This is a genomic window from Ruegeria sp. AM2 (assembly GCF_056540685.1).
This window is the reverse complement of the sequence record NZ_JBQFXE010000006.1, coordinates 61,391-85,675: the sequence shown is the minus strand read 5'-3', so window position 1 is coordinate 85,675 and position 24,285 is coordinate 61,391. Positions and strand designations below refer to the sequence as shown.

The 24,285-nt window shown below is 52.9% G+C and carries 18 protein-coding genes and 1 pseudogene; 8 read left to right on the top strand and 11 right to left on the bottom strand.

The features are described from left to right. Window positions 1-130: 130 nt before the first annotated feature. From ACR0CR_RS13065 to ACR0CR_RS13040, 6 genes are all read right to left on the bottom strand, one after another. On the bottom strand, window positions 131-1,807 hold the full coding sequence (locus tag ACR0CR_RS13065; RefSeq protein ID WP_480599716.1) for a TniQ family protein: 1,677 nt from the start codon (window positions 1,805-1,807) through the stop codon (window positions 131-133). Then, complete coding sequence (locus ACR0CR_RS13060) at window positions 1,804-3,651, bottom strand: TniQ family protein (protein WP_480599714.1); 1,848 nt, start codon at window positions 3,649-3,651, stop codon at window positions 1,804-1,806. The genes ACR0CR_RS13065 and ACR0CR_RS13060 overlap by 4 nt, the downstream gene beginning before the upstream one ends. Then, window positions 3,648-4,643 carry a TniB family NTP-binding protein gene (locus ACR0CR_RS13055; RefSeq protein WP_480599712.1) on the bottom strand — a complete coding sequence of 332 codons (996 nt, stop codon included), beginning with the start codon at window positions 4,641-4,643 and terminating at the stop codon, window positions 3,648-3,650. The genes ACR0CR_RS13060 and ACR0CR_RS13055 overlap by 4 nt, the downstream gene beginning before the upstream one ends. Then, the gene (locus tag ACR0CR_RS13050; RefSeq protein ID WP_480599710.1) at window positions 4,636-6,831 is read right to left on the bottom strand and encodes a DDE-type integrase/transposase/recombinase; all 2,196 of its coding nucleotides are present in this window, start codon (window positions 6,829-6,831) and stop codon (window positions 4,636-4,638) included. Before ACR0CR_RS13050 ends, ACR0CR_RS13055 begins: the two co-directional genes overlap by 8 nt. Then, the gene (locus ACR0CR_RS13045; protein ID WP_480599708.1) at window positions 6,828-7,526 is read right to left on the bottom strand and encodes a hypothetical protein; all 699 of its coding nucleotides are present in this window, start codon (window positions 7,524-7,526) and stop codon (window positions 6,828-6,830) included. The genes ACR0CR_RS13050 and ACR0CR_RS13045 overlap by 4 nt, the downstream gene beginning before the upstream one ends. A 206-nt stretch (window positions 7,527-7,732) precedes the next feature. Beyond that, complete coding sequence (locus ACR0CR_RS13040) at window positions 7,733-7,972, bottom strand: helix-turn-helix domain-containing protein (protein ID WP_480599706.1); 240 nt, start codon at window positions 7,970-7,972, stop codon at window positions 7,733-7,735. Between the two features lie 291 nt (window positions 7,973-8,263). On the opposite strand from ACR0CR_RS13040, the gene ACR0CR_RS13035 reads away from it, so the two are divergent. The 4 genes from ACR0CR_RS13035 (at window position 8,264) to ACR0CR_RS13020 (ending at window position 14,952) form a co-directional block, all read left to right on the top strand. Next, window positions 8,264-8,863 carry a hypothetical protein gene (locus ACR0CR_RS13035; protein ID WP_480599704.1) on the top strand — a complete coding sequence of 200 codons (600 nt, stop codon included), beginning with the start codon at window positions 8,264-8,266 and terminating at the stop codon, window positions 8,861-8,863. Between the two features lie 206 nt (window positions 8,864-9,069). Next, complete coding sequence (locus ACR0CR_RS13030) at window positions 9,070-11,697, top strand: AAA family ATPase (protein WP_480599702.1); 2,628 nt, start codon at window positions 9,070-9,072, stop codon at window positions 11,695-11,697. 455 nt (window positions 11,698-12,152) lie between these two features. Then, window positions 12,153-13,481: a hypothetical protein gene (locus ACR0CR_RS13025; protein WP_480599700.1), complete on the top strand. Its 1,329-nt coding sequence runs from the start codon at window positions 12,153-12,155 to the stop codon at window positions 13,479-13,481. 166 nt (window positions 13,482-13,647) lie between these two features. Continuing rightward, on the top strand, window positions 13,648-14,952 hold the full coding sequence (locus ACR0CR_RS13020; RefSeq protein ID WP_480599698.1) for a competence protein CoiA family protein: 1,305 nt from the start codon (window positions 13,648-13,650) through the stop codon (window positions 14,950-14,952). A 136-nt stretch (window positions 14,953-15,088) separates the two neighbouring features. On the opposite strand, the pseudogene ACR0CR_RS13015 reads toward ACR0CR_RS13020, so the two are convergent. The 3 genes and pseudogenes from ACR0CR_RS13015 to ACR0CR_RS13005 all read right to left on the bottom strand — a co-directional run. Then, window positions 15,089-15,499: pseudogene (locus ACR0CR_RS13015) on the bottom strand (IS110 family RNA-guided transposase); the annotation flags it as partial. A 168-nt stretch (window positions 15,500-15,667) separates the two neighbouring features. Beyond that, a complete protein-coding gene (locus tag ACR0CR_RS13010; RefSeq protein WP_480599696.1) occupies window positions 15,668-16,588 on the bottom strand; it encodes a hypothetical protein in 921 nt (306 codons plus the stop codon). A gap of 218 nt (window positions 16,589-16,806) precedes the next feature. Beyond that, the gene (locus ACR0CR_RS13005) at window positions 16,807-17,844 is read right to left on the bottom strand and encodes a hypothetical protein (protein ID WP_480599694.1); all 1,038 of its coding nucleotides are present in this window, start codon (window positions 17,842-17,844) and stop codon (window positions 16,807-16,809) included. Window positions 17,845-18,325: 481 nt separating this feature from the next. Between ACR0CR_RS13005 and ACR0CR_RS13000 the strand changes: the two genes are divergently transcribed. After that, window positions 18,326-19,051, top strand: coding sequence for an SDR family NAD(P)-dependent oxidoreductase (locus ACR0CR_RS13000; RefSeq protein ID WP_480599692.1), 726 nt, complete (start codon window positions 18,326-18,328; stop codon window positions 19,049-19,051). Between the two features lie 162 nt (window positions 19,052-19,213). After that, the gene (locus ACR0CR_RS12995; RefSeq protein ID WP_480599690.1) at window positions 19,214-20,206 is read left to right on the top strand and encodes an NADPH:quinone reductase; all 993 of its coding nucleotides are present in this window, start codon (window positions 19,214-19,216) and stop codon (window positions 20,204-20,206) included. A 241-nt stretch (window positions 20,207-20,447) separates the two neighbouring features. Here ACR0CR_RS12995 and ACR0CR_RS12990 read toward each other — a convergent pair whose 3' ends face one another. Beyond that, window positions 20,448-21,395 carry an ornithine cyclodeaminase family protein gene (locus ACR0CR_RS12990; RefSeq protein WP_480599688.1) on the bottom strand — a complete coding sequence of 316 codons (948 nt, stop codon included), beginning with the start codon at window positions 21,393-21,395 and terminating at the stop codon, window positions 20,448-20,450. Between the two features lie 187 nt (window positions 21,396-21,582). Then, on the bottom strand, window positions 21,583-21,987 hold the full coding sequence (locus ACR0CR_RS12985; RefSeq protein WP_480599686.1) for a GFA family protein: 405 nt from the start codon (window positions 21,985-21,987) through the stop codon (window positions 21,583-21,585). 675 nt (window positions 21,988-22,662) lie between these two features. Between ACR0CR_RS12985 and ACR0CR_RS12980 the strand changes: the two genes are divergently transcribed. After that, window positions 22,663-22,923: a hypothetical protein gene (locus ACR0CR_RS12980; protein WP_480599684.1), complete on the top strand. Its 261-nt coding sequence runs from the start codon at window positions 22,663-22,665 to the stop codon at window positions 22,921-22,923. An 11-nt stretch (window positions 22,924-22,934) separates the two neighbouring features. Then, a complete protein-coding gene (locus ACR0CR_RS12975) occupies window positions 22,935-24,239 on the top strand; it encodes a tyrosine-type recombinase/integrase (protein WP_480599683.1) in 1,305 nt (434 codons plus the stop codon). The last annotated feature ends 46 nt before the right edge of the window (window positions 24,240-24,285 follow it).

The window sequence follows — 24,285 nt, the reverse complement described above, 5'->3', positions numbered from 1 at the left end:
CCATTTGAGCATCCATCTGTGCTCGGCCCAAACTATTACGAATGAACTTGCCAGCCCTCAATCAGGCATTGCTCAGAGTGGAACTCGCATCATTCGTTTGTCGTCGCTGGTGCAGTGAACACCTGACACTCTACTTGCACCTGTCCCGCTCATAAGCCTCAACGTCCTCAACGGGCACAAGCATTCCTGTCACGCGACTTTGGTTGTGCTTCATCCGCCTCTGACGAAGGACGCCAGTTTCGATCAATCGATTAAGAGTCAGCCGGCTCATGGACCATCTTCGAACAAGCTCTTGCTTTGTAAATCCGTTTCGAGAGGGCTTCGACAAAGCTTTGGAAATCTCAGCTTGGGAAACCAGTAAGTTCTTGAGCGCAAAATCCTGGCCAATACGCCCGGTCACCTTCACTTGGCCTGACAGGATCAACTCCACGATGTCTGCAACATTGCATTGGGCACGTCGTGTCGCGTCCGGTAGTGTACAGGAGCCATCAGGAGCATTTCGAAACACGCGCGTCCCCTCGAAAATACTGTCCAGCATCTCTTGCAGGTACTCGGCATCATATCCTTTGCGCTCCCATTGATCCTGACCGGTTCTAGGTCGCAAGATTCTGCGTTTTTGAAGCTCTTTGACCACCTTTTCCGAAATACCAAGAAATCCTGCGACGTCTTTCTTGGAGAGAAACTTGGACGTTACCTCTTTCAAACCTTCGACAATCTCAACAGTCAGGATGCCATCAAGCACTAGCGTACCGTTCCCATCCCGATGACCGAGACTGCTATCGATCAGAATCTCTTCGAATAAGTCCCGACGAACGTGCAGGTATTTTCTCGCGGATGTGAGAGTGTGAACCCGACGCTTTTTTACTTTTATTCCGAAGACCACCGTACCCGGCCAAATGGGGTACCGATCTACGACGTAGCGGTGCATCAATTCTCGAAAGGCATCCAGACCTTCGCAGTAACTCAGGTCTCTATATAGAAAGTTGCGTAATGCGCCGAAATGTGGCCAGCTGTAGCGATTTGAATTTCGCGCTGTTTTTTCAGCGAATTCCGTCAAGGCACCAAATATAGCATTTTCTCCTTCCATCAGGAGCTCAAATCCTTTCAAAAGAGCCTGCCGTTTTGCATGGGAATCGAGATCGCCCCGACGTTGCAACCTGCCATAGGCCAGAGTGATGCCAAGGGCCTCCGCAATTCTGCAAAGCAGCGGAATACTCATTTGGTCACACAAAGACCGGCCGCGTCTTCTGATCAACCGCTCGGAAAGATAGCGATCAAAGCTATCCGCGATCGTGGGATTGTCCGCAGATTGAATTTCATTCCACGTTTTTTTGATTGCCAGGCTGGTATCAAAGCGCCTCAAACGCAAAGATTTGCGCGATATGGTAAGCAGCCTCTCATTGTGCAGATAACAGCATTCAATTTGGCGTATCTGCCAGTGAAACTGATGTGTCTTTTCCCAGATTTCTGGCAACAGCTGATGCGGCTCTAAAAGGCATTTTGGACAGACCCTAACCTGAGCCCAATTGAAAGTCAGGGGTTCAAACGTCTCTTGTCCGATCCGACACCCATTCCTCGCCGTTTTGATTACGGCCGTCTTGATAAATGAATCTTTCGGCAAACCAGCAAGGAGATACAGATTCTTTAGAGCATCCCCCTCTCCGTTCGATATTGCAAGCAGATCCAACCCGACATCAGCGCAAAAGGACACTACATCTGGGCAACCGTTTCGCGCAGCCAATCGTGACAGAAAGGATGTGGGAGTTTCCAGCGCTTCGGGACGCAGAGAAAGCGCAAGCTTGCTCATTGGTCTTCTTCCGGCGCCCGCCGATCAACTGCGGAATTGGAAAGCCAATTTCCATCCGGCAATACGGCCTCCCTGTCATAGACACGCACCAGACTCCCATTACAAGAAATGGGCAAAACCTCTTCGCGATCGAGTTGCCGTGCGAGGTGGATCGGGGCTACATTGCGATGCATCGCTATCTGGCCCAACGTGGCATACTGAGCCTGGAAGACGCTAATACTGTCGCACGAGATGTAAGTCTTGATGTGGTTGGTATCCGGGTTGAGCTTGTTGACAACAGCCAAATAGCCTGCATCGCGAAGTTTGCGGATTGAGATGACACTGATCTTGAGGAACTTTGCCGCCTCAGCGAGGGTCAAATCGCGTTCTAGGCCGATGGTATCCTTTGAAGCGAAAGCCCGCTCAGCAACCTCAATCGCATGAACACCGGCGCCCGTCCCTTGCCGCAAGTGCCCCTCCAATTCACCCGACCCAAAAGCCGCAACAACCCGGGCCAGAGGAATGCCCCTTGAACGGCAAAACGCTCTAAGTGGTAGGTAACCGACCTCGTTGGAAACATGAGGCAGGCTCTCAATGCGCCGCAGAAGACACTGGATTTCCTGACGCCGCGCATATCGCAAGGCTGACGTTATTTGGACCTCAGTAAGAACCCCCAAACACATGAGAGCTTTGACTTGCTCAGTCCGAATCGACAAAAGACTTGCGGCTTGTGACAGGTTGACGAGATCCGCCCAAAACGCTTGAACTTTGGCAAGCTCTGATACGCGCACATCCGTGCGTTTCAAGGCCTCATCTGGGTTGATGCCATCGAGATGCCCCAACAACTTTTTCAAAAAGACTGCGCCAAAACCCGAACGCTTGCGGGCCTCTTCCATCGTGAGCCAGATTTCACGTTGTGGTTTCTGCCCCAGAACCTCCTTGTCCAAAGGAACTGGATAAGTCTCAAAGATGTGCTCGCGCGTTTTCGTCCGCACATCGTGCAGCGTTGGTTCGTCCTGGGCGTGATGAAGCCACTCATAAAACGGCCCCAGATCGGAACTGAAATACGGGCGCTCACTCCGGCGGTTTTTATGCAGCAGGTCGAGCGCTCGTGACAATCCTTCTGGCCCATCTGACAGGTAGGAATGCCCCAGCTCAGCCAGTCGAGGCATATCTGACCCACCAAGGTTCTTTGCAATTTTCGTAACGCCACCCCGTTCCAACGCTGCTCCAAGAGAAACGCAAGCCGCATGCAGGCTGGTTAGATCCAACGTGTGGAGCCAGTCTGCTTGAGGGCCAGTTCGGATGCGTTCGCGGACATAGTTTTCGAACTTGGTCGGCAGCAGAATGGTTGCTTCGGTAGCGGCCTTCGCAATCACGTCCCAGTGCCTGATCGCCTGTGTTGCAAAATCATAGGCTTCGTGGGAGTGACCCGCAGCGGGCAGTGTTCGCAGCCCTATCCCGTGCTTTTCGCAGCGATGCAGGCTTAGGACCTTCCATTCCAACAGCTCATAAATGCCGTGTTCGCCTGTCTGTGTCCGCGCTTCCGACACGCAGAGAGGACAAAACCGAGAAGCCGTCCTGCGAAATACGCCAGTTGAGGAATGTGTATGCCCCACGCGATATCGGCCAGCCGCGAGCTTTGTCGCTGACCACAGTTTCAACGCCGAATAATCCTGTCCTGACAGCCATGCAAGATGCTCCAATTGATCCTCATGCCCGGAGCAGAGAAATGGCCACCGCATTCCAAGATCAGAGCACAGGTCTCGCGGCGTGGTTCGATAGAGCCGCGCCACTCGACTGACGTAACCTGAGGGTGTCTCCCCCTCGATAAGGGGGAGAATGGGGTTCAGGGCGGATCTCATGCATCTTCTCCGTCGTCAGGGTCTTCCCCATCGTCCAGGAGCTTTCTGGGGTTGAGGCGCCCATAGTCTTCGGCAACGAAGACGTTCATCCACGCTTCAGCTCCGTTACGCTCGCTATAGACCTCAGCAAAATGCCGGATACTTAGATTGGCTTCGAACCCTTGGGTAAACAGCGCATGCGACACCGCCAGGACCACGATCTCGGCCATCAGTCCAAACTGATAGTCCGCTGCATGCATCAGCCTCATGGCAAAGGCTTCATTCTTCACCGAGGCATCAACATCAATCTGCGCCCGATCAGCATACCTTTGAACGATCTTGATGACCTGCTCGACATCGCGCACCGCGTGCAGCCGCCCGATTTCAATCGGATCAACTCGACGTGCCAGCTGCGCGTCCTGATTTACAATCTTCTTGAGGTCAGGCATTCCGGACAGCAACAGCCCCACTGGCCAGACGGAGTTTTCCATCAGAGATTTTAGGGTGTTGACCACTGATTGCCGTTCCTTGTCAGTTTGGAAACGAGCCAAATCCTGCGCCTCGTCGAAGCCAAGAAAGAGCGTTCGACGCAGCCGGAGTTGCTCTTTGACCTGATCCCAGATTGCCGGGCCCTGTTTATTACCAGAATACGGGTATCCCAGCGCCCGCAGCGTAGCCGCACCAACAAACTTCATCGTGGCCGGGCTGGGCACCTGAAGCCCAATAAACTCGCAGATTTCCTCCTCTGGGTTCGTCGCCATTGCGTGCCTGTACTTTTGCTTGAGATGCCGCACGGCAGTGGTTTTCCCGCTCCCCGACGGCCCCACCAGCATGATGCTTCTGGCCGTGAACATCACACCGTCCGCATCGTCTGCGCGGCGCTGCTCAAGGAGGGAGCCAAAGCGCGCATCAAGTTTGTTAAATTCTGGCCGCGGGATGTAAAGCTTCCTCAGACTCTGCACCATTTTGCGGATGTCCTTGTCAGTCCAAAACTTCTTGGCGTGCTTATTCATCGTCCGTCTCCTCGGTTTCGTCAGATCTGCTCTGATCGCCGTCGTCCAACTCGTCACTGAAGAGCCACTCGCTTTCGCTCTCCTCTGGCAGTATTGGTTCTTCTTCGGGCAGCGGGCCGGGAAGGTAGGGAATTTCATCCGAAAGGAATCCCATGTCCTGATCCGGGTTCGGAGCGTTTGTGTCGGTGGTACTGTCCGGATCGGACCCGAGAGAAAGGCCCCAGAACGTTTCTTTCTGTGCACGTTTGATCTGATCGCTGGTAAGTTTGATCGGGCCAAGCTGTCGCGCCGCGCGTTGCTCAGCGTCAATTTCCTTAATCCGACGAATTGCACGGTCTACGACACCCTGCGTCAGGCTGGCGGCCGCACGATTGTTCTGGCGCAGTTCAAAGACCGACCGCTCCCAGGAGGCGAACGATACCCCTTCGAGCCCTTCGACCTTTGCCTCCAGCGTTGACCACCCGCTGTTATTTCCACGTTCCAACCAAACTGAGATATGACCCATATCTTCGGGATCGATACTGACTTCGACAGTCTGCTGACCGTATTTCTGAAAGTGCCTGGCGAGGCGTTTGGAATGATAGTTTACACCGTTCATCACCACGCCATGCGGGCCCGTCTGGCGTTTGAATTTCAGTCCCAGGATGTGACGCAGCTTGTGCGCACTCATTGGAGGAGACCAACCAAACTCGGAGACGAGCTTGTCCCACATGTTGTTGGGTGTCGCGTATTCCAGGCCGCGATGCTTGCGATTATGGTAAACGTCAACTGTGAACCGGACCAGCAGCTCCAAGATGCTCTCTGCGGTATGCACCGCATATTTTTCCGACGGATAGTCGCCTCTTTGCTGCGGGTTAGAAAACGTACGACCTGTCAGATAGGGCATCAACAAGGTCGCTATCGTGCGGAATACGCGCTCGATGATCCCTCTCAATCTGGGAACACCGGCGGGCAAAACCGAATAGTCAATCGCCAGATCGGACAGAACAGCCTTGAAGTCAGCGTTGACAAAAGCCGGGCCGTTATCGACCACAACATGATAGACATGCCCGTGTTGCGACCAGGGCGTTTCACATCCCAGCTCGGATGCAAGCGCAGTCTTGTTCCGCATTGCCATCCAGATAACTGCTTTCGCATCTTCTGCACTTGGCGCAGTCGAAAGCTTGAGACCCAAAATTGAACGGCTGGCGGTGTCCATTGCCACGCATACCCAGTACCGCCCAAGTTCAAGATCACGCAGGCTAGTATGCGTGATGTCGATCCCTGCGCTCTTCAGGATCGAAATGAGGTCGATTTCCCATTCGTCCATTTCCACGCGAAACAAAGGGGCTTGGAGCCTAATGCCTCCGACATGGGCACCTAGCTTGTTCTTGGCATATGCGACACCCTTGCGCGCAGCCAACACCTCAAACCGATCCAGCTCATTGATGCGGCGCTCGATCGTGCTCAGCGAGACTTCCGGAAGAAGATCCTCACCAGCGATCCCAAGGGTAATGTTCTTTCGGCGCACCTCGCTGTTTACGGCATCCAATACTTGCGAGGGGTAAATCTCGTTGGGATGTAGATAGTTCGCAAGTTCGATCTGAATGATCGCTTCGACATGCGGATGTACCCTCTTGCCGTTCTGACCGTTGAAAATAGATCTTTTGACAAAGATCATTGGGTCCCGGGTCTCTACCCAGATCCGGTACTTTTGCATGATTGTGCTGCGTCCGGGAACATGTGAAAGGAGGTCTGGGGGAACCAGCTCACCATTCATGGCTTTGAGAACCCCATCCTGAAGTTTCTGCTTCACGCGCTCATGCAGTTGCGGCAGAAATTCAAACCACCGCTTTGAAGATCGATTGAACCACCCTTCTTCTTCCCCTTCGCGCATCGCGTCACACCAGGCTTCGCCTTGGAAAGCCAGTAGCTGGGTTTTGAGAGATAAGCGCGAGAGCAACGCCCGCCCTGCCCGCGCACGACGCGCGGCCTGACGATCCGAGAAATAGCCATACTCGATCGAGAAATGCCCGCCTTCGAGCAGTATGGCGAGTTCTTCATGGGTGAACGTCAGGGGAACAGCGCCAGCCTGTTTTGCGAGCAGTGCAACCGTGTCTTCCGTGACCTTTTGAACAAAGTGTATCTCACCTTTCCCAATCACCGCATCTTCGAGGCTGATGTTGAGCTGAAACTGGATATCTTTCATGACCTGTCCTTTCGGGGGGCGACGATTGTGTTGGTGGAAATGCGTTCACGCGTGTTGGCTTGCAGAAGCCCCGCGTAAATAGCTCTGAAGGCAGCGCGGAAGCCGCGCGCACCCAAGCCCAGAGGTTTGATAAGATCACCGATGGAAAACTCGTCTGTGAGACCTGCGATGGATTCAACAACGAGAAGATCGGCCTCTTCGTCCGGGCAGCGTCGAAAGAAATTCAAAAGCTCTGCGTTTTGCACTTCTTTCGGGTGGTGGTTGCGCTCTGTGATAAGGCAGACTTTGTCGGCAAATCCTTTGGGCAGATCACGTCGAATTGCCGCGAGTGTGCTCCGGAAGTTCAGCCGCTCGACCCGTTCGCCAGGTTTGACGGCCATCGCAACACGTGATCCATCTCGGTACTCCGCCAGCCAATCAAAGCGATGCGTGCGCTGACGCCCCGAGGCATCAATATAGCTAACGGGACGCGGCTGATCGTGCAGGTTCCAAAGATTTGGATCCGCGAGAGCGAGTAGGCAGGTTACCCGTTCAAGCTGACTGGCTGAAATGAACTGCCGCCAGTTCATTTCGGCGGGCGTCATGGCCAAGGTAAATCCGCGCACTGTGAATTTTGAGCGCGCAGGAAACATCAGCCCCGCCGTGGTGGGTGCGGGGGGACGATAGAAATCGTCGTCGTCATCATCTTTAGACATATCTCTAGCCGTGGCTGCGGTTGTTGCCCGCGCCGTTCGGCTCCTCTTCATTGATCAAGGCAAAAGGTGACCCGCCCGCTAAAGTGATCAGCGCGGTTGACGGGTCGCCAGAATTGGGTCATGAATGAGGTGCAAACAGGTTCAAATCATTTGCACGAAGCCCTTTGAGAGCTGCAACTCTCGGGGGCTTTGCCTATTCTACGGGCTCATTTAATGCTCTCCTCTGTTTGAGTTGTTTCGAACAGCTCGGAGACAGGCACACCAATGGCATCCGCCAGAGCCTGCTCGATCCGCGCATTTTTCAGTTTGCGGAGACCGACAAGAGACAGCGTCGTGCGGGAAACATTGAGCTTGCGGGCTTCGGCCGCCAAGCTCGTTCCGTTCAGCCTAAGTGACATTTTAAGGCGCTCGTGGGCTTCTAGCCTCTTTCGTTCTTCTTCTGTCACTCACATGCCCTCTCATCATCGTTCGCTTTTGGATGCGAACTTTATCGGACTTTGCATGTAAACCGAGCGACCTCGCAAGCCTCTGAGAAGTATGCCTTATTGCCGAGCTTCAACATCCCTGGAAATTTGGGAGGAAAGCTCTTTCCGGTTAGGGGTAATTATTCGTTTGGATTCAATGACGCAAATTTGTCGCCACGTTCGTGCCGCCGTCCGAAATCTTTTTTTGTGAGAACCTGTATCTTAATGCACGATGAGCGGGTTCCACCTACCGGCATAGAAATCAGGGCTTACATGACAGACAACGACGATTCGAAAGCGCGCACAAAGGACGGCGAACGACTGTTCAATGTAAGAACTGTCATGGGCCTTAAACAAACCGAATTGGCGAGCATTATTGGATGTACTGACAGAACTATACGAAACAACGAGAACGGGGTTACGAAGGTGTCGTTGCAGGGGCGTAGAGTAATTGGAAAGATGACCGGCGTTGATATTCAACCACTTGATCCGGAAGAAGACCCTTACTTAGTTTTGGTCCAATACCGCGAAATGCAAAAGGCGAAAAAGCCGACTGAGACCCCCGATCAAACTCCGGCGCAAGAAAACCTGCTGGCTAGAATAAAGCGCTTTCGAGTTTCCAGCCGAAACAGGCTAAAGAATGAGCTTACGCCTGCACGGCGAGCAGTTGAGAACACGATCTTTACCGCCTATTTAACCGCAGCAGCTGTGATCGCAATCGAACTGTTTCAACGCTCAATCGGTGGGTGGCACACGCACCAATTGTACCACGACTTGTTGCTTGCAGGTTCTCTGATAACCGCATTTCTCCTGGTGATACCCGCCTGGTTGACAACTTCTTGGGGTACAAAACCAAAACGCCTTGAGATGTAGGGCGGAAAGCGGAAGTTCGCTGCTTGGGCAGCGTGGCAAATTCATTGTCGCGAAAGCAGACATTCCAAGGACGCAACTGTCGGGACATAGTGTTGGAAGCACGCAGTTTTAGCTAATACTAGAATCGTGTGATGCAGTGTATTTGCAGCTCACTTGGAAGAGCGCACATTTTTGGGTTTTAGTACAATATTTGGAGTTAGATCGATATGATTGAACCCGAAACAGCGGAGCATTATCGTCATAGTGACGCGCTGCGCGACATCCTCATATGGTCCGAGAGCCGCAATGTATGGCAACGCGACGCGCTGCGTCAGTTGATGCAAGGCACACCAATAGCTGAGATTGACCTTGATCGACTGGAGGCACTTTGCGCGGGAGAACAGACAGACGCGCAGCCGCTTACTAGTGACCACCTTGGCGTCGAAACGACAATTGAACAGGCCGTCTCGCTTTCAAGTGTCAGCGATATCACAGGAGTAAATGCTCTTGTCGGCGATCAAGAACTTACCTTTGGTGCGAGTGGCATCACAATCATCTACGGAGACAATGGGTCCGGAAAGTCTGGCTATTGCCGGGTTCTAAAACACGCCTGCCGGTCACGAGATGAAAAGTTCCTGATCCATCGGGACATCAACGAACCTTCCGATGCGCCACAATCGGCAGTGATCTCTTATTTGTCGGGTGGTAAAAACCGGTCCGCGACATGGTCACCAGATGGTTCGGACGACGACAATCTGGGTCTTGTGAGCATCTTCGATTCTAGAAGCGCAAATACCCACGTCCAATCTGAAAACGCGGTTGCCTACACACCATTGCCAATGCGGATTTTGGAGGGCTTGGGCGACCTGTGTGATCAATTGAAACTGCGTTTGGAAGCAAAGTCGCAGGCAATAGAAGCACAAACCCCGCAGATCATTTCCAATCATTCGTTGAGTGCAGAAACTGCAGCAGGTAAGTATTTGGGCGGTCTGACAGCAAAGTCTGACATAAGCATTCTCGATATGCTCTCCACGTTGTCAGAAGATGAGACGCGGCGTTTGGAAACCCTTCGAGCGGATCTATCGGAAAATCCAGATCAGGTCATTCGCAGACTTCGCGCTCAGCAAGAACGCGTTGAAAAGATCATCGCGTCGCTTACCAAGATGGATGACGTAGGTTCGGAGATATCGCTGAACGAGCTATCGAGGTTGAAGGCAGAGTGGACTGCTGCACAGGAGGCTTCCAGATCGGCATCGCAAGAACTGTTTAAAGCATCTCCGCTGCCCGACATTGGGTCTGATGCTTGGAAAATTCTGTGGGAGGCTGCAAGAGCCTACTCAGACGAGCGGGTGTACAGGGATAAGACCTTCCCAGATCTATCCAGTCAGACCGATTTATGCGTCCTATGTCAGCAACCGTTGAGTGCAGAAGCTGTCGAACGCCAAAAAACCTTTGAAGCCTTCGTCCAAGGTACGACCAAAACCACGGAAGCTGCCTGCAAGCGTCGCTTCGACGACAGAGTGCAGACAGTGGAGAGCGTGAAGTTCACCGATGAAACCCATGCCGCCGCGGTTGCTTTTCTAAAGGAAGAGCTTGCTCTGGAGGAAGTTGCAACAGCAGTAAGTACGTGGATCGAGCAGATGCGGAACCGCCTGTCTGCTGCGCTAGAGACAAGTTCAATTATTGCAGTTGATGCTCCGTCACCATCAAAGGCCCTTAGTGACCTAAAAACAGAATTCCAAATTCGCATCGAACAGCTAATCGCGATGAAGGATCCCGAAGGGCGAGCAAAACTTGTACATGAAAAACTCGAGCTGGATGAACGCCTGAAACTTGCTGACATCAAGGAAGATGTCGTAGCTCAGATCGAGCGATTGAAAACTCTCGCGGCACTCAAAAAAGTTATCAAGACGACAGCGCGCCGGCCGTCGACCAATAAGAACAAAGAGTTGTCAGAGAAGCTGGTCACTGGCGCGCTACGGGATCGATTTGCGCGGGAAATCCAAAAGCTGCGGCTGAACTCAAATCCGCTCGAGTTGCGCAAAACACGCGACAGCAGGGGTCAGTCCTATTTTCAGGTCGAGTTTGTCAAATTCCCTGGGGAACCTTTGGGCGACATCTTGAGCGAAGGCGAACACCGTTGTGTGGCCCTTGCTGCGTTTCTCGCGGAGTTGGTTACCTCAAAAGAGTATTCCGGAATTGTCTTTGACGATCCGATGTCTTCACTCGATCACATGTATCGGGTCCGGGTCGCCAGGCGATTGGCCGAAGAGGCGGAGCACCGTCAGGTCGTCATCTTTACCCACGATATTGGGTTTCTGTTTGAGGTGAAGCGCGAGGCTGAAGCCCGCAATGTGCCGCTTCACTATCAGCATGTTCGCAAGAGAGGAGAGAAGCCCGGTCATATCGAACCTGATTTGCCGTTGAAGGCCAAACTGGCACCTGCACGTGTTCATGCGCTTCGTGGCGAGCTTAAAGCGTTCAAAGGGCAATTCGATACAGTTTCGGAGATGCGGCGTGTGGCATGGACCAAAGGGATCATTGAGCAGCTGCGAGAAGCTTGGGATCAGGTCATTGCAGATTTCATCGAGCCGGTGCTTGGCCGCTTCGACAACAAGATCAAAGGCAATAGCATGTTCAAGTTGTTAGCCCTGACTGAAGCCGACGTTGAGATCATGAACGCAGCGCGAGGACGTTTGTCGGAAGACCTCCACAACGTTGCAGGTGCCTTGAACCCTGAAGAAGTCACTCATATCCAACTGAGTAAGGAAGTCGATTGCATTCATGAATTTATTCAAGATCTCACATCTCGCCCTAAACCAGCACAGCCAAAGATAAGGCTACCGCTGGAATGAGGTGCTGTTCATCGAAGTTCTTTGCAACAGTTCAGCTCAAGCGCCTTACCCCATTGCTTTCGAAGTAATTGTCTCCTCCGGCAGATTGCGATGCATCGTCGGAGTATACTGCAGTGTCCTATCGAGGCAGCTTCTCTCGCCTATCGCGAGAAAATCGGACTGTTTTTCGCGCTCGGCGCGCGGCAAACCGGTGAAACAACCATTTGCCAGGTTGAAAGCAGAATCTACATGCGGTAGCCTTCCAGAAGCCAAATTTCTGGGGCGGGCGCGCTGTTTTTGACAGGTCGGCGTAGCGGGCGGGAGCCAACCCAAAATCACCTGATCCGAGCCCACTGGATCTTGGTGATGCAGGCTGTTCCGATCCAATAATTGCTCTCTGACTTGCGCATGCTGGATTCGCCAAAGGGCTCACGGCTAACACTGAATCCTTGCGAGGCGCGCCAGGAAAGAGATCAATGACGTACGACCGTGATAGTTCACATAAACACCCCGTCACTACAACGCTCGAGTCCCTGTCCAAGGGGATCGACAGAATTCTGAAGCGTTGGCCGGAACCCAATAAACCGTCCAAACTATCGTTACTCAACGACCTCGCTCAGGTCATTCGCCCGGGCGCGAATTGGGGTGCCTTGAAATCGCAACAACGCGAAGTTCAGCCGGCGAGACAGAACAACATGGCCTTTATACCAAGGCCTGGACGGGAGGCGCGGACGCTTCCGGCTCGGATGTTCCCTATTGATGCAATGGACTACGGTTCAAGCATCTTTGAGTTGTCCGAAGATGTTAAACCTCTTTTCGAGATGACACACAGAGGGCATCCAATCGTGGGTCTCGTGCTAAGCGCATGGGATGGAAATGGAAGTTGTGACATTTCTATCTTCACGCGATTTGTGTTGGTGAAAGACGGGGAAATTGTAGTTGAGACCGCCCATGCTTGGGAGATGTCTGCTAATGTTGGACATCTGGTTCTTCAAGCGGTTCAGAACCTGCAATGGACCAACCTGTATCCCACTTATGCGCAATTGGATTGTACTCATCTTTGCATTTTGGTTGGCCCGTTCTATGGGGCCGCAGCTCTCCCCGGTAGTGGATATCGCCGTGCGAGCGTAGATTTAGAGTCGCAAGGCCTGCGTCTGCTATTCGATCCAAATGAGCTACCCAGCCTCGAAGATATAGACACGTGCCTGAGATTAGCGTCCTCCAGCTTGCCAGGACTTGAACTCGAGGCATTTTCCTCGGCCGATCCAATCCAATTCCGGATATCACAACCAAGAATGAATGTGTGGACGGCTGCAGATTTTCCGACCCCAGAACTGCTGGACGGGAGAGATTTGTTCAGGCCAAACTCTCGGAGTGATTGGTCTCATGGCGGTGACTTCATGTGGAAGAGGCGTGTCAGTGAGTACGGGAAGCTTGGCGAGGCATTGGATCTGGCGCTCACGCTCATCGACGTGGATGATCCAGAGGTTTATTTGCATGTTCATCTCACGTCAGAGCCTAAGCGCGCAAAAAACGCCCGGATTGAGCCAGGTTGGAGAGGCGGGATGGTGAAGGGGTGGCGTGTCCTAAAAATGGAACCGGGGTTAGCTCCAATGATATTGTCGCTGGACGAAGAAACTGAAAAACGGTTTGCGGCTGGACTGCATGGTTGGGCGAAAAACTCAGGATACTCTGTTGAAACGGAAAGGCCTAAGCAGGCAGTTGAGGCTTTGATTTTGCGAGATGCAAGGCGGGCTTCCCATCATTTGGATGAAGTACGAGCAATCATGGACAGCATCACCTAGTTGGGCTCGGCAGGACAGCTCCTCGCATGGAATGCGGTTCGCTAGGTCCTGTCACCGGTGTATGAAGCCAACTTGCTAGAGATTGCCCCGCACCATATCGCGGGGCACGATACTGAAGCAAGTTGGACAAATGTGTAATGAATAAAAAGAGCGGGCGGACGGCCTCATGGCGGGCAAACCAAAACGAATAGTTGAGGCGGCAATAATCGATGGCATTGGTATCGCGACCGCTTCGGATCTTTTAGCTATGGCTGAAGATCGCTGGGGGATGTTGCGAGACAGGATAACCGATGCTCGTGGTGGAGCCGAGGGACTGTCGGCTCATTGTATGGCGTGCAACAGCAGTGTTTTTATTCGCAGTGCGCGGCGCGGCGGCGTTCCCCAACCCTTGTTCCAACACTACAGTGACAGCGATCCCAATTGCCCTTGGTACAATGGCAAAAACTCAGATCCTGATATGGTTAGAGCTTCTCAGTACCAAGGTAGACAAGAATCTCGGTTCCATCGGCTTATGTGTGAACAGATCGCGGAGCTTGTTCAGCTGGACTCACGGTACATTGGCCACACGATCGCGGAATACCTAGCGCCAACCGAGAGCCAGCACGGACGGTTTCCGGACATATACGTTGAATGGGAGGACTTTGGGCCTTTTGCTGTAGAGTTTCAGATGTCAGGAACATTTCAGACCGAAGTTTCTGCGAGATGCAAACACTATGAAAGAGAGGGTATCCCGCTAATTTGGGTGCTGTTCGGGTTGGATACCGCCTCATCACTGCCACAGAGCTTTAGGGATGTAATTCGTAGGCATCGCGGAAACGCATTTGTAGTGGATGTTCCGGCCATTGAAGCGTCGCGAGAGCAAGGCACATTTGTCTTGAGCTGCCACATATCAGAGGGCGCTGATCTTTCTGGTCCCGAGCTAGTTCGGTTCGATGAGTTGATCTTTCCGCGGTCCAAGCTGCCCTATTTTAAAGACCAATTGGTGGGGCCACGTCTTCGGGACATTGAACAGCTGCGCCGACCTTGGTTTCTCGCGCTGAATGACTGGGAACGGTACTCGCCTTTGAACGGATTGGACCGGGACGCAAGCGTTCTTGTTGCGGCGGCTTTCTCAATCGTCGCTCATGCAAACGGCCGCGAAGAAAACTACCTAAAGACCCGCCAAAACCTTGTGGCAATGCTAAATAGCCAACTTAATGAGGGCCCTAGTGGACGTGGTGGCGTCATTTCGCAATACGCTGATCTCCTATCGCACCTTCTAAGAAACACAGCGATGCATACTCTTCTAGATACAGCAGTTGGTCAGCATTTACGTCGCGCGACGGCGGAGCAAAAGGACGAGTCCTCTCCCGAATGGCAGTTGCTAAGAAAGCTATTGCCTGAGGCTCTAGATCCATTGCTGAGAGATGAATTGCTTTACTTAGACGCTCTGCCGTCATGGGCGGTCGTACATTGCGCCATTTCAGACTGACACGTCGACGGTTGTCTGGCTTTGGGTCCGAGATCTCTATTGTTTAGTTACGTCAAAGGCTGCTTGTCTCGCTTGTTCGACGAATGGCCGATTCAGTTAACCCCATTGCGGTGTGCTAGAGCGTGATCAATGGCCGGTTGCCGATCTGAGTGCGCTGGCGAACGATAAGATCACGAGCGCGATGAAGGAACAGGACGCTTTGTTGTTCTTCCGTTTTGGTTGCAACAAACCGCATGGTCGGGCGTGTCACGGCTTCGCAGATCGCTTCGGCATCGGCGGCATCAGATTTGCCACGCTTGACGTAAGGCTTCACGTAATTGGCCGGGATCAAACGGACATCATGTCCGAGAGCGCTCAATTGGCGCGCCCAGTAGTGGCTCGAACTGCAAGCTTCCATTCCGACCAAGCAAGCTGGAAGGTCTTCAAAGAAAGCCAAAAGCTGCGCCCACCTTATCGCGCGATTGAAAACAACATCGCCGTTTTCAGCGATGCCATGGACTTGCAAGATGTTCTTGGCGAGATCTATGCCAATTGTTGTGACCTGCATTGGGTGGCTCCTCTCATAGCAGTCATGGCAACTGCACTATGGCGCATTGCGACGCCGGTTGGAGCAGAAGCCATCCACCCCATCAGGCTTGGCGGGCTGCGTCGCAGCGTAACCATTTGTCAGCCAGCGGTAGCCTAGGGCCGTGCGCTGGGAATAGCGGCTGCTTGATCAGGGTAATTCAAGAAGCCGATTCCAATGCTCGTCTGGGTCAAAGCCGATAGGGTCGTCGACAGTAGACACAAAAGCACCGAAAAAATCTTCAATTCCCCCTTCGCCTATCATCCAAACAAACGGCAATGGCCGACTGAGATTGCTAGCCATTCGTTCAACCCTGTACTTATCTTCCTTGTCTACATGGATGTAGTCGTCATCCCCGAGTACTCCTTGCAAAACATGTTTCCAAAGCTGCGACAGCTGCCGCTTGTCTGCTCGGAAACCCGGCCATTCGTCAATTGAGCCAAACTTCTTCTCGATCGCAGCGCTGAGGCAAAATGAGTTAAACAAAGCAAGCTCTGCCGCGACCCGCGCGAAGCGTTCGGCTTGATCTCGGTAGACAAAGAAGCCACCTCGCCCAGGCGCTCCCTCACTTGGAAACCTATAAGAAAAAAGCTCCCTACCTCGCTTAGCTTCCACAAACAGATCAATTTCGCTTTCAACTTCATCAGCCGAGAGCAAGAGTTCAATCTCTGTTTTGTACTGTTCAATTGCCTTCTCGTGGCCAATAGTTAGACTTTTCTTGCCCCAACCCGATCGAGGGGACGTGAGTAAGTTGGCGCGCACTGCGTTGAACATTCCATAGTATGAAAGGTATGGGACAACCATTTGAAGATTTTGATCATAGGCGTGATCCGCGGATCCAAATTGCAAAGTTGCACCCATGATGAGCTTGAGAGCGATATACTGACGCTGGAGCCACTCAGCATGCAATTCTGGTGACCAGCGTTCAGACAGCTTCGCGAACAAAGGCTTAGTTCTTTCGGCATATCCAGGTAAACCGGGACGGCTGATTGCAGTATTTCGATCTATGCTGGGTAGTTCATGGAAATCGTAACTCCAGCTTGTTCCGGCTAAAGAGTTAATATCTAACAAAATCTCGCTCCCAATGAGGCGCTAATCTGACGCTCAGCACAGCCAGAAAACATGTACGGTACACTCGGTCCAGCCCAAAGGTAGTTCAGGGCAGGCATTGTTGAATTGTAGAGATGCTGCAAGAAACGTGAATGGCAGCAACGCGAGAGCTGCACCGCAGCGCCTGGTGAATGTACAGACGTCTCCTTTGGGCCGCCCAGTTAGGCAGCGCAGCTTGACTAACTCTCAGAGAACTCACCCTTCATTCTTGGGCCCACGACGCGCGTAGGCATATCCCTACTTGCTGGTTGTCCACGCTTGTGCGCCCGAACCCGTACTACTTTCCCGTTGGAGTACCGCCTTTCATGTTCGGCCACCCAATGCTCAGTTGGCGTGGCTCGGCTTGCGGTCTGTGTTCGCTCAAAGCGAAGCCTTGCCCGTTGCTCAGTCAAATGTCGCTCACCTGCCGGTCCAATTCGAATGGTAACGTGAGACTTGAGCACTTCGGTCATCCAAGTCTTGCCAAACTTCCGCGCTGTTTTGGCCTGAGATGTCGATAGGCTTGCAACCTCTTGCGACATTAAATCATCCTCACGCGCTGCGAGAGCAGCGAAGAGCATGAAACCGATCACCATCTCGTAAGTTAGGTGACCTCTATGTTCCTCGAAGTGTTCCCTCAATGAAGTTTCATTGGGCAATAGTCCTGCCCTCATAAGCCCAGCAAGTACGACCCGCTGAGGTTGCCAACTGACACCGCTAAAATCAGTTCGACCTTCGGGTGATTTGGATATCTCCAATACAAATGGCGCATCAAAGAAAATGGTGTCCGTCACTGCTGAAAAAAGGCGCACGCTCAGTTTGTCGGGAGAACGATTGTCAAAGAGGAACCCCCGCTGGTGCCGATTGCTCAGATCTTCTTCATCCAGAGTCGTTATTCCTCGCGCACAACGATCTTCCCACAGGTTGCGGTCGTCGTATTCGATCCAAATGAGGTCACGCGGGAGCTCGACATCGCGCACATAGGCTTGAATGTCAGACTCAGGACGATCCTCCCATGGCATTCCTTGGACATCCATTCTCAACGAGTCGAGATAAATCGCCGCATTGTGGTCCAGCAAATAGATCCTTGCCGCGGAGAGATCGCTAAGAACTCTTTGCCAGTGCTGACGGATTTCCTCGGACGAGACCCATTTCCCATCAGGGCCGCGTATGTCCAAAGGTTTCTCGTTTTCGAGATGGTGACCGAACTTAAGTGCGATCGTTTTGTATAGGATCATTGTATTTTCTCGAATTCTAAGAGGCTTATCTAGGATGGATCAAATAACTGCCGCAGTCGTGCGTAAGACATTCGAAGCGAGATGTTGGCGCACTGGCTATCCTAGCTTCCCCTGTTTTTGACCTCCTACACAAGCGGGAAAACAGAAGTAAGAAATCTCGAAGATCGGTTGACCGTACCTTCCGAATATTGGCTTTAACCGCGTTCAAGGACGTCTGCTTCGGGGATGACGCGTTGCAGCAACTCCAAACGTGGCGAACTTCCGGTATGGGCCGTCCTCGAAACCTTCAGCACGACCTAATCCGTCAATGCTGCATGGGCTCCGAGGGCAGCAGTGAGGCCAAGATAACATGAGCGTCTTTGCCTCTTCGGGAACCGAAGAGGGTGCTATGTAGTGCTGACAGACTTGCCTGGGGTCTGGTTTTCAAAGTTCTGATGAGCTTGTAGTCTTTCCGAAGGTTGAGACTGGGTGGATACGAAACATGGCAACAACTTTTGACTTTCACGGCAAGACGGCGGTTGTAACCGGTGGAGCGAAAGGTATCGGCCATGGAATTTCTTTGAGCCTGCAAAGTGCCGGAGCAAGTGTCCATGTCCTTGATATCGAGGCGTTAGAAGTAGACGGCATTCAGTCACATGTTTGCGACGTGACAGATACCCAATCGATTACCCGTGCCATTCAAGCCGTTGTTTCATCAGACCAAAATGTTGACGTGCTCATCAACAACGCCGGGTCGGGGGCAGGCAGCAAGTCCGTGCTCGAGACGGATCCTGATCAATGGAGAAAACTGATCGATATCAATCTGGTGAGTGTTTTTGAAGTAACACGACAGATCTTACCATTTATGATCAACCAGGATTTCGGCCGCATTGTGAACATGGCATCTTTGGCTGGCAAAGAAGGCACACCCAACCTCTCCGCCTATTCAGCCGCAAAAGCCGGGGTAATTGCTTTGACAAAATCACTCGGGAAAGAACTTGCCCTGACCGGCATCCGTGTTAACTGCATCGCACCGGGCCCGATCGAGACCGAGCTTTTGAAGCAATTGGACAGCAAAGACCTCGAAGTGATGCTCGCCAAGTCGCCGATGAAAAGGGCCGGGACTGTCGAGGAACTTGTGCGCATCGTCCTTTTTCTCGCGGCGGATGACAATACACTCAACACCGGTGCGGTCTTCGATGCATCTGGCGGACGCGCGGTCTATTAAGTGGTACTAAGTAGATCGCATAGAGCTTGAACCGCGGCTTTGTCTGTGGTGCAGACTTGCCAGATTGCTCAATGCTGACGCGTGCGTTTTGGTAATTTAAATGGATTTGAGCCTTTTGAGGCGCTACCTTGCCGCTGAACTAGGGGGTGAGAAAAAAGACAGATGAAGTCAATTCGCGCCCACAAGTTTGGCGGCCCAGAGCAGTTGAAAGAGGAAGTGATCGACGACCCCATCGCGGGCCGCGGAGAAGTCGTAGTTGATGTCAAAGCCGCAGGCGTAAATCCGTCAGACGTCTATATGCTGAGTGGCAACTACGTACTGGTTCCGAATTTACCCTATGTGCCAGGCTACGACGCCGCCGGGGTCGTCTCGGAGGTGGGGGGCGGCGTGGATGACTTTGCTGTTGGCGACCGAGTGTTGACGTGCCCAGCTCTTGGCCAACAGGACGACCTGCCCGACCTTGGTATCACAGGGTGTTTTGCCGAAAAAGTCGCACGAAAAGCCGCCGACATCCGACGGCTGCCAGATAATGCTAGTTTTGGACAAGGCGCTTCGATTGGCGTGCCTTACACGACTGCCCACCAAGCACTATTTCTGCGTGGCGGTGGAAAGGCTGGTGAAACCGTATTCATACATGGAGCCTCGGGTGCCGTCGGCACGGCAGGAGTTCAACTTGCTAAGAGAGCTGGTTTGAAGGTGATCGGCTCTGCTGGAAGCGAGAAGGGCATTGCACTTGTGCGAGAGCTCGGTGCAGATCTCGTGGTCAATCATAGCGTTGCGGGGTATGTCGACCAAGTGCGCGAAGCAAGCAACGGCGGTCCACAGCTGATAATTGAGGTGCTGGCCAACGTGAATCTCGCAACTGATCTGGAGTTGGTTGCGAAATATGGGCGCGTCGTCATCATTGGTGCGCGCGAAGAGGTGTCGATAAACCCCCGCGTCATGATGATAAAAGAGCTGGACGTTCGGGGGCTTGCGTTGTTCAACTTGAGTCGTCCGCAGTCAGAAGCAATCATGGACGATCTTATTGCAGGGCTTGCGGACGGGTCACTCAATCCGACTATTGGCGCCGAAATGCCTCTCGCCGAAGCTGCCGCGGCCTATGTGCGAGTTATGGAGCCTGGAGCTTATGGCAAGCTTGTTTTAACGGTCTGACGCACGGCATCAAAACGTGTCGTGGTGGCCGCGTCTGTCGCATCCCGGCCCTTTCTTCGCCGTCGCCATCGAGCAAGTCGTTCCGAGGCTGAAAGACGTCAAAGTCCGCGTGATGACCAGCGTGGGCTGGTATTCAATGACTGGTTTGGGTTGGCCCCGCCCATCCGACCAACCAGTCGGACGTCAGTAGCGAACCCAGAGCGGTTAACGAAATTGCTAAAACGTGTCCTATTCCCAAACCTCACTGCCTTCGTATTTCAGAGGCCCTACGAACAGCAAGAACCGCTGCAGCGTAGTCTCCCAATGAAATCCCTCTGAAAGCAAAGGCAGCCGGCGTTTTGCGTACCGCAGTGTCGACTTTCCCCGAGACAAGTTCCATCAAATCACCGGCGACTTGCTGATACGGCAGCATCGGCTTGTCGCTTTCAAACTCCTGTTTTCGATCGTCAACAATAACAGTTTTGAAAGCGGTCATGCTCTCTGGAACCCACGGAATGCAGGCATCTGTAATTGTGGCAAAGGCGGTCGGTTTAAGCCATCGGGCATCCAGGAAGGGTTTGATCGAGTAGTCCAGTGTCACTGATGTCACCACCAGATCGGCATCGCGCAAGGTATCTCTGGCATTGGCGGCCGTTTCGGCCTCGAGACCCATATCCCGTGCGTGGAGACAGAGCTTATCGGCATTCTTCTTGCCACGTCCAAATACACGGATTCTTTTCAGCGGAAACAACTCTGATAACGCATTCAAATGGGAGTGAGCCTGCACACCCGCACCCACAAATGCCACCGTCTCAGCATTAGGTTCAGCAAGTCGACGCGCTGCCACCATTGATAAAGCCGCTGTTCTGATTGCCGTTATCCAGTTCGCCCCCAAGACAGCTCTGAGAAGCCCGGTTTGAGCGTCCATAACCATAATCGCGCCGTTAATCGCGGGGAGTCCTCTTGCGGGGTTTTCAGGACACACAGTCACCTGTTTCGTCACGATGAATCCATCATCGCCCACTGCCAAAGTTGACATCGCATACCGTCCATCCCCAGGCAGGATGGCCGTCTTGGGTGACGTATGAAGCTTCCCCCTTGCCTTGGCGATCAGGGCAGCCTCAATGGCTTCGGTAACTTCGGAAGTTTGGATGCCTAAAGCTTCCAAATCTCTGTCGGATAGATAAATTGGTTTGCTTTCAGAAGTCATGATTGCGTCCTGCCGGGTTACCCTCTCCAATTTAGCACAACTGAAACACTAAACCCCTCGATCCAATGCGAGGCAAAGAAGTATGGCTCCGCAATCTTGGACACGCGACTTGAACTTAGTGACCGCGTTGTCCCGCGACGCAAACCTTAGAGGCGAGCGAAACGTATGGCCAGGGAGAGAAGTTCAATCACGGATACCCATCATATGCGTTATCCGTGTCGAGCTGAGGACACCACGTTGGTCGATACTGGTTTTGCACCGTGTTTGAAACCTTGAACGCCGAAGGATCGTCGAGGCACCCGAGGGAGACAAGACGTATCCCCGGGAACGCCTTGGGGTTCACCCAATGCACGTTCGAATAGCACTTGGTGCAAACGTATCGCTTGAGCCCTGGCCAATTCTCCATCTCCGGGTCGAGTTCGTGCGTATCTGTCATTGCCACCACGTCATCTTCTCGAAAGAGGGCGACAGCATTTCCAACTGAACCGGTCATCCGCTGACAGTAGTCGCAGTGGCACACAAAACATTGGATCGGCTCGTTGGCCAGATCTATCGATACATCTTTGCAAGCGCATTGTGCTCGGAATGGCAAATTTTCGTTCCAGCTCTGACAATTGAAAGGTCGCTTCTTTGTCCCAGACAAACATCATGAGGGACCTTTGTCTATCCGATGAGCCTTTTGGATGGATTGGCCCAACTACCTGAGTTTGGCTCTAAGCGGAAATTGATGCGAGTACTAGGAATGTCCGTTTAGTCCCGCAGAGTGTAAGTCTACGCGCAATCGAATTTTGCGTCAGCAGCGAACGGCAGCAATGCGGGCTGCGGCTGCAGCATCTTGATGATAGGGCGAAATTCCGGTTTGGGCCGCGAGTAACAGCTAACCAATACCCAAGAAATTGGAACTAATTTCTAGCTCCAGCAACTGCTCTGCAGCTCAAGCTCTGTTTTCGTTTTCAACAGGAAAATTTTTGGGGTGCCTTCCAGTGTCGAACATTCACCTTGTTTCTGGTCCAACTGTGACGGTTGGGTCAGGTTCGTGTGACGTTCATCAGCACCAAGTGGCGGACCGAGGAGCCGCCATCGTGTGTTCGCCAACATCCGCAGGAGTCCTAAAACTCATAATTTTTCAAATACTTTGTGGAAAGCACTGGCTCTTTCGTCCGCTCACGTCCGCTGTTTTCCGTTGACTGCCCCTAAAATTTAGGGGCACACAAGGGGCGCGATTAGGGGCCGCACTCATTGCCCCGGACAAATAGAGAGAACCCAAATGAAACGCACCAATCGAACCAAGCTTCACAACAACCCAGCCATGATCGGTACCGATGGCGTCCAATTGTCTAGGGCTGTAGTAGAGATGTATAGCCTTTCAGACGATGAATACTTCAAACGCCCAGAACCGCTCCGCAACTTGGCTTCTCTCATGGTTACGCTCTTGGAAGATGAGAAGCTGACTGATCTAGAAGCCGCCAATATCGCGGACGTACCGTGCTGTGTTGCAACGCGCTGCCGCGCGGCAATCCAAGCTTAAGGAGAACAGACATGGCGCGGGGTATGCACCGACTAACAGTCAAACAAGTTGAAAACGCCGCGCCCGGCACCGCCCTCAATGATGGGGGCGGTTTGTCTTTGCGCTGTACAACCAACGGGACAAAGCGTTGGGTGTTTCGCTTCACCCTCAAGGGGCAGAAACAGCGGGAAATGGGTTTGGGCGGCTTCCCGGGCACCACCCTCGCGCAGGCACGCCAGAAAGCCACGGCAGCGCGCGACTTGATTGCAAGCGGACTTGACCCGATTGTTGAAGCTGACAAAGAAGCCTCAGCCAAACGCATCGCTGCTGAGGAAGCCGAAGCTGCGACCGTTACTTTCTCTGACTATGTCGAGATATTTCTACCTCGGAAGATCAAAGCAAAGCGGTTCTCAAATCCAAAGCACATAGCTCAATGGGGTATGTCGCTGCGGAAATACGCCGCACCACTTGCTGACAAGCCGTTGGTCGAAATTACGCGGCAAGATATCTATGACGTACTAAATCAGCCTGTCTCCACTAAACAGCCTGACGGCACAACGGTAGACGAACCAATGTGGGAGGCGTTGCATGTTTCAGCTACACGCTTGCGGGCACGGATTGAAGACTTGTTCGATCACGCAATACAAAACGATGCGTACCACCGGGACAACCCTGCCCGCTGGGAACTGTTTAACGCCACCCTGTCAGCGCCCCGAAAACTGACCGGCGGGCACCGCCCTGCAATGCCAAGAAAAGACGTCCCGTCGTTCGTCCAACAGCTTCGGAAAAACAAGTCCGTGGGTGCGCTTGCTTTGGAATTTCTAATCCTCACCGCGTCGCGTTCAGGTGAGGTGCGTCTGGCGCTTTGGAGTGAAGTTGACGAGGAAAATGCACTCTGGGTCATTCCGGCGGAACGCATGAAGGCACGAAGAATTCATGTGGTACCCTTGTGCCCAAGAGCATTGGCAATTCTTTCGGAAGTTAAGGCCATGCGGATCACGGACGTAATGCCGGGCGACTATGTGTTTGAAGGTGCCAAACCCGGCAGACCGATGTCCGACATGACCATTCGTGCGGTAATGCGTCGGATGAATTTGGGCGAGTATGTCCCACACGGGTTCCGTAGTGCGTTCAAGGACTGGGCTGCCAACGACACCGAGTTCCCGCGCGAATTGGCCGAGGAGGCTTTGGCGCACCAGTTGAACGACGTCGAAAGAGCCTACCGGCGCGAACAAGCTGTAGAACGTCGCCGCGCCTTAATGCTGGCGTGGCAAGACTTTGTGGACGGCAAAGCCCAAGACGACACCCACGTCATTCCGTTTCGTGATCGGGCTTAGGAGAGCCACTTGATTCGAAATATTAGCAAGCGCGGCCATTTTGGCC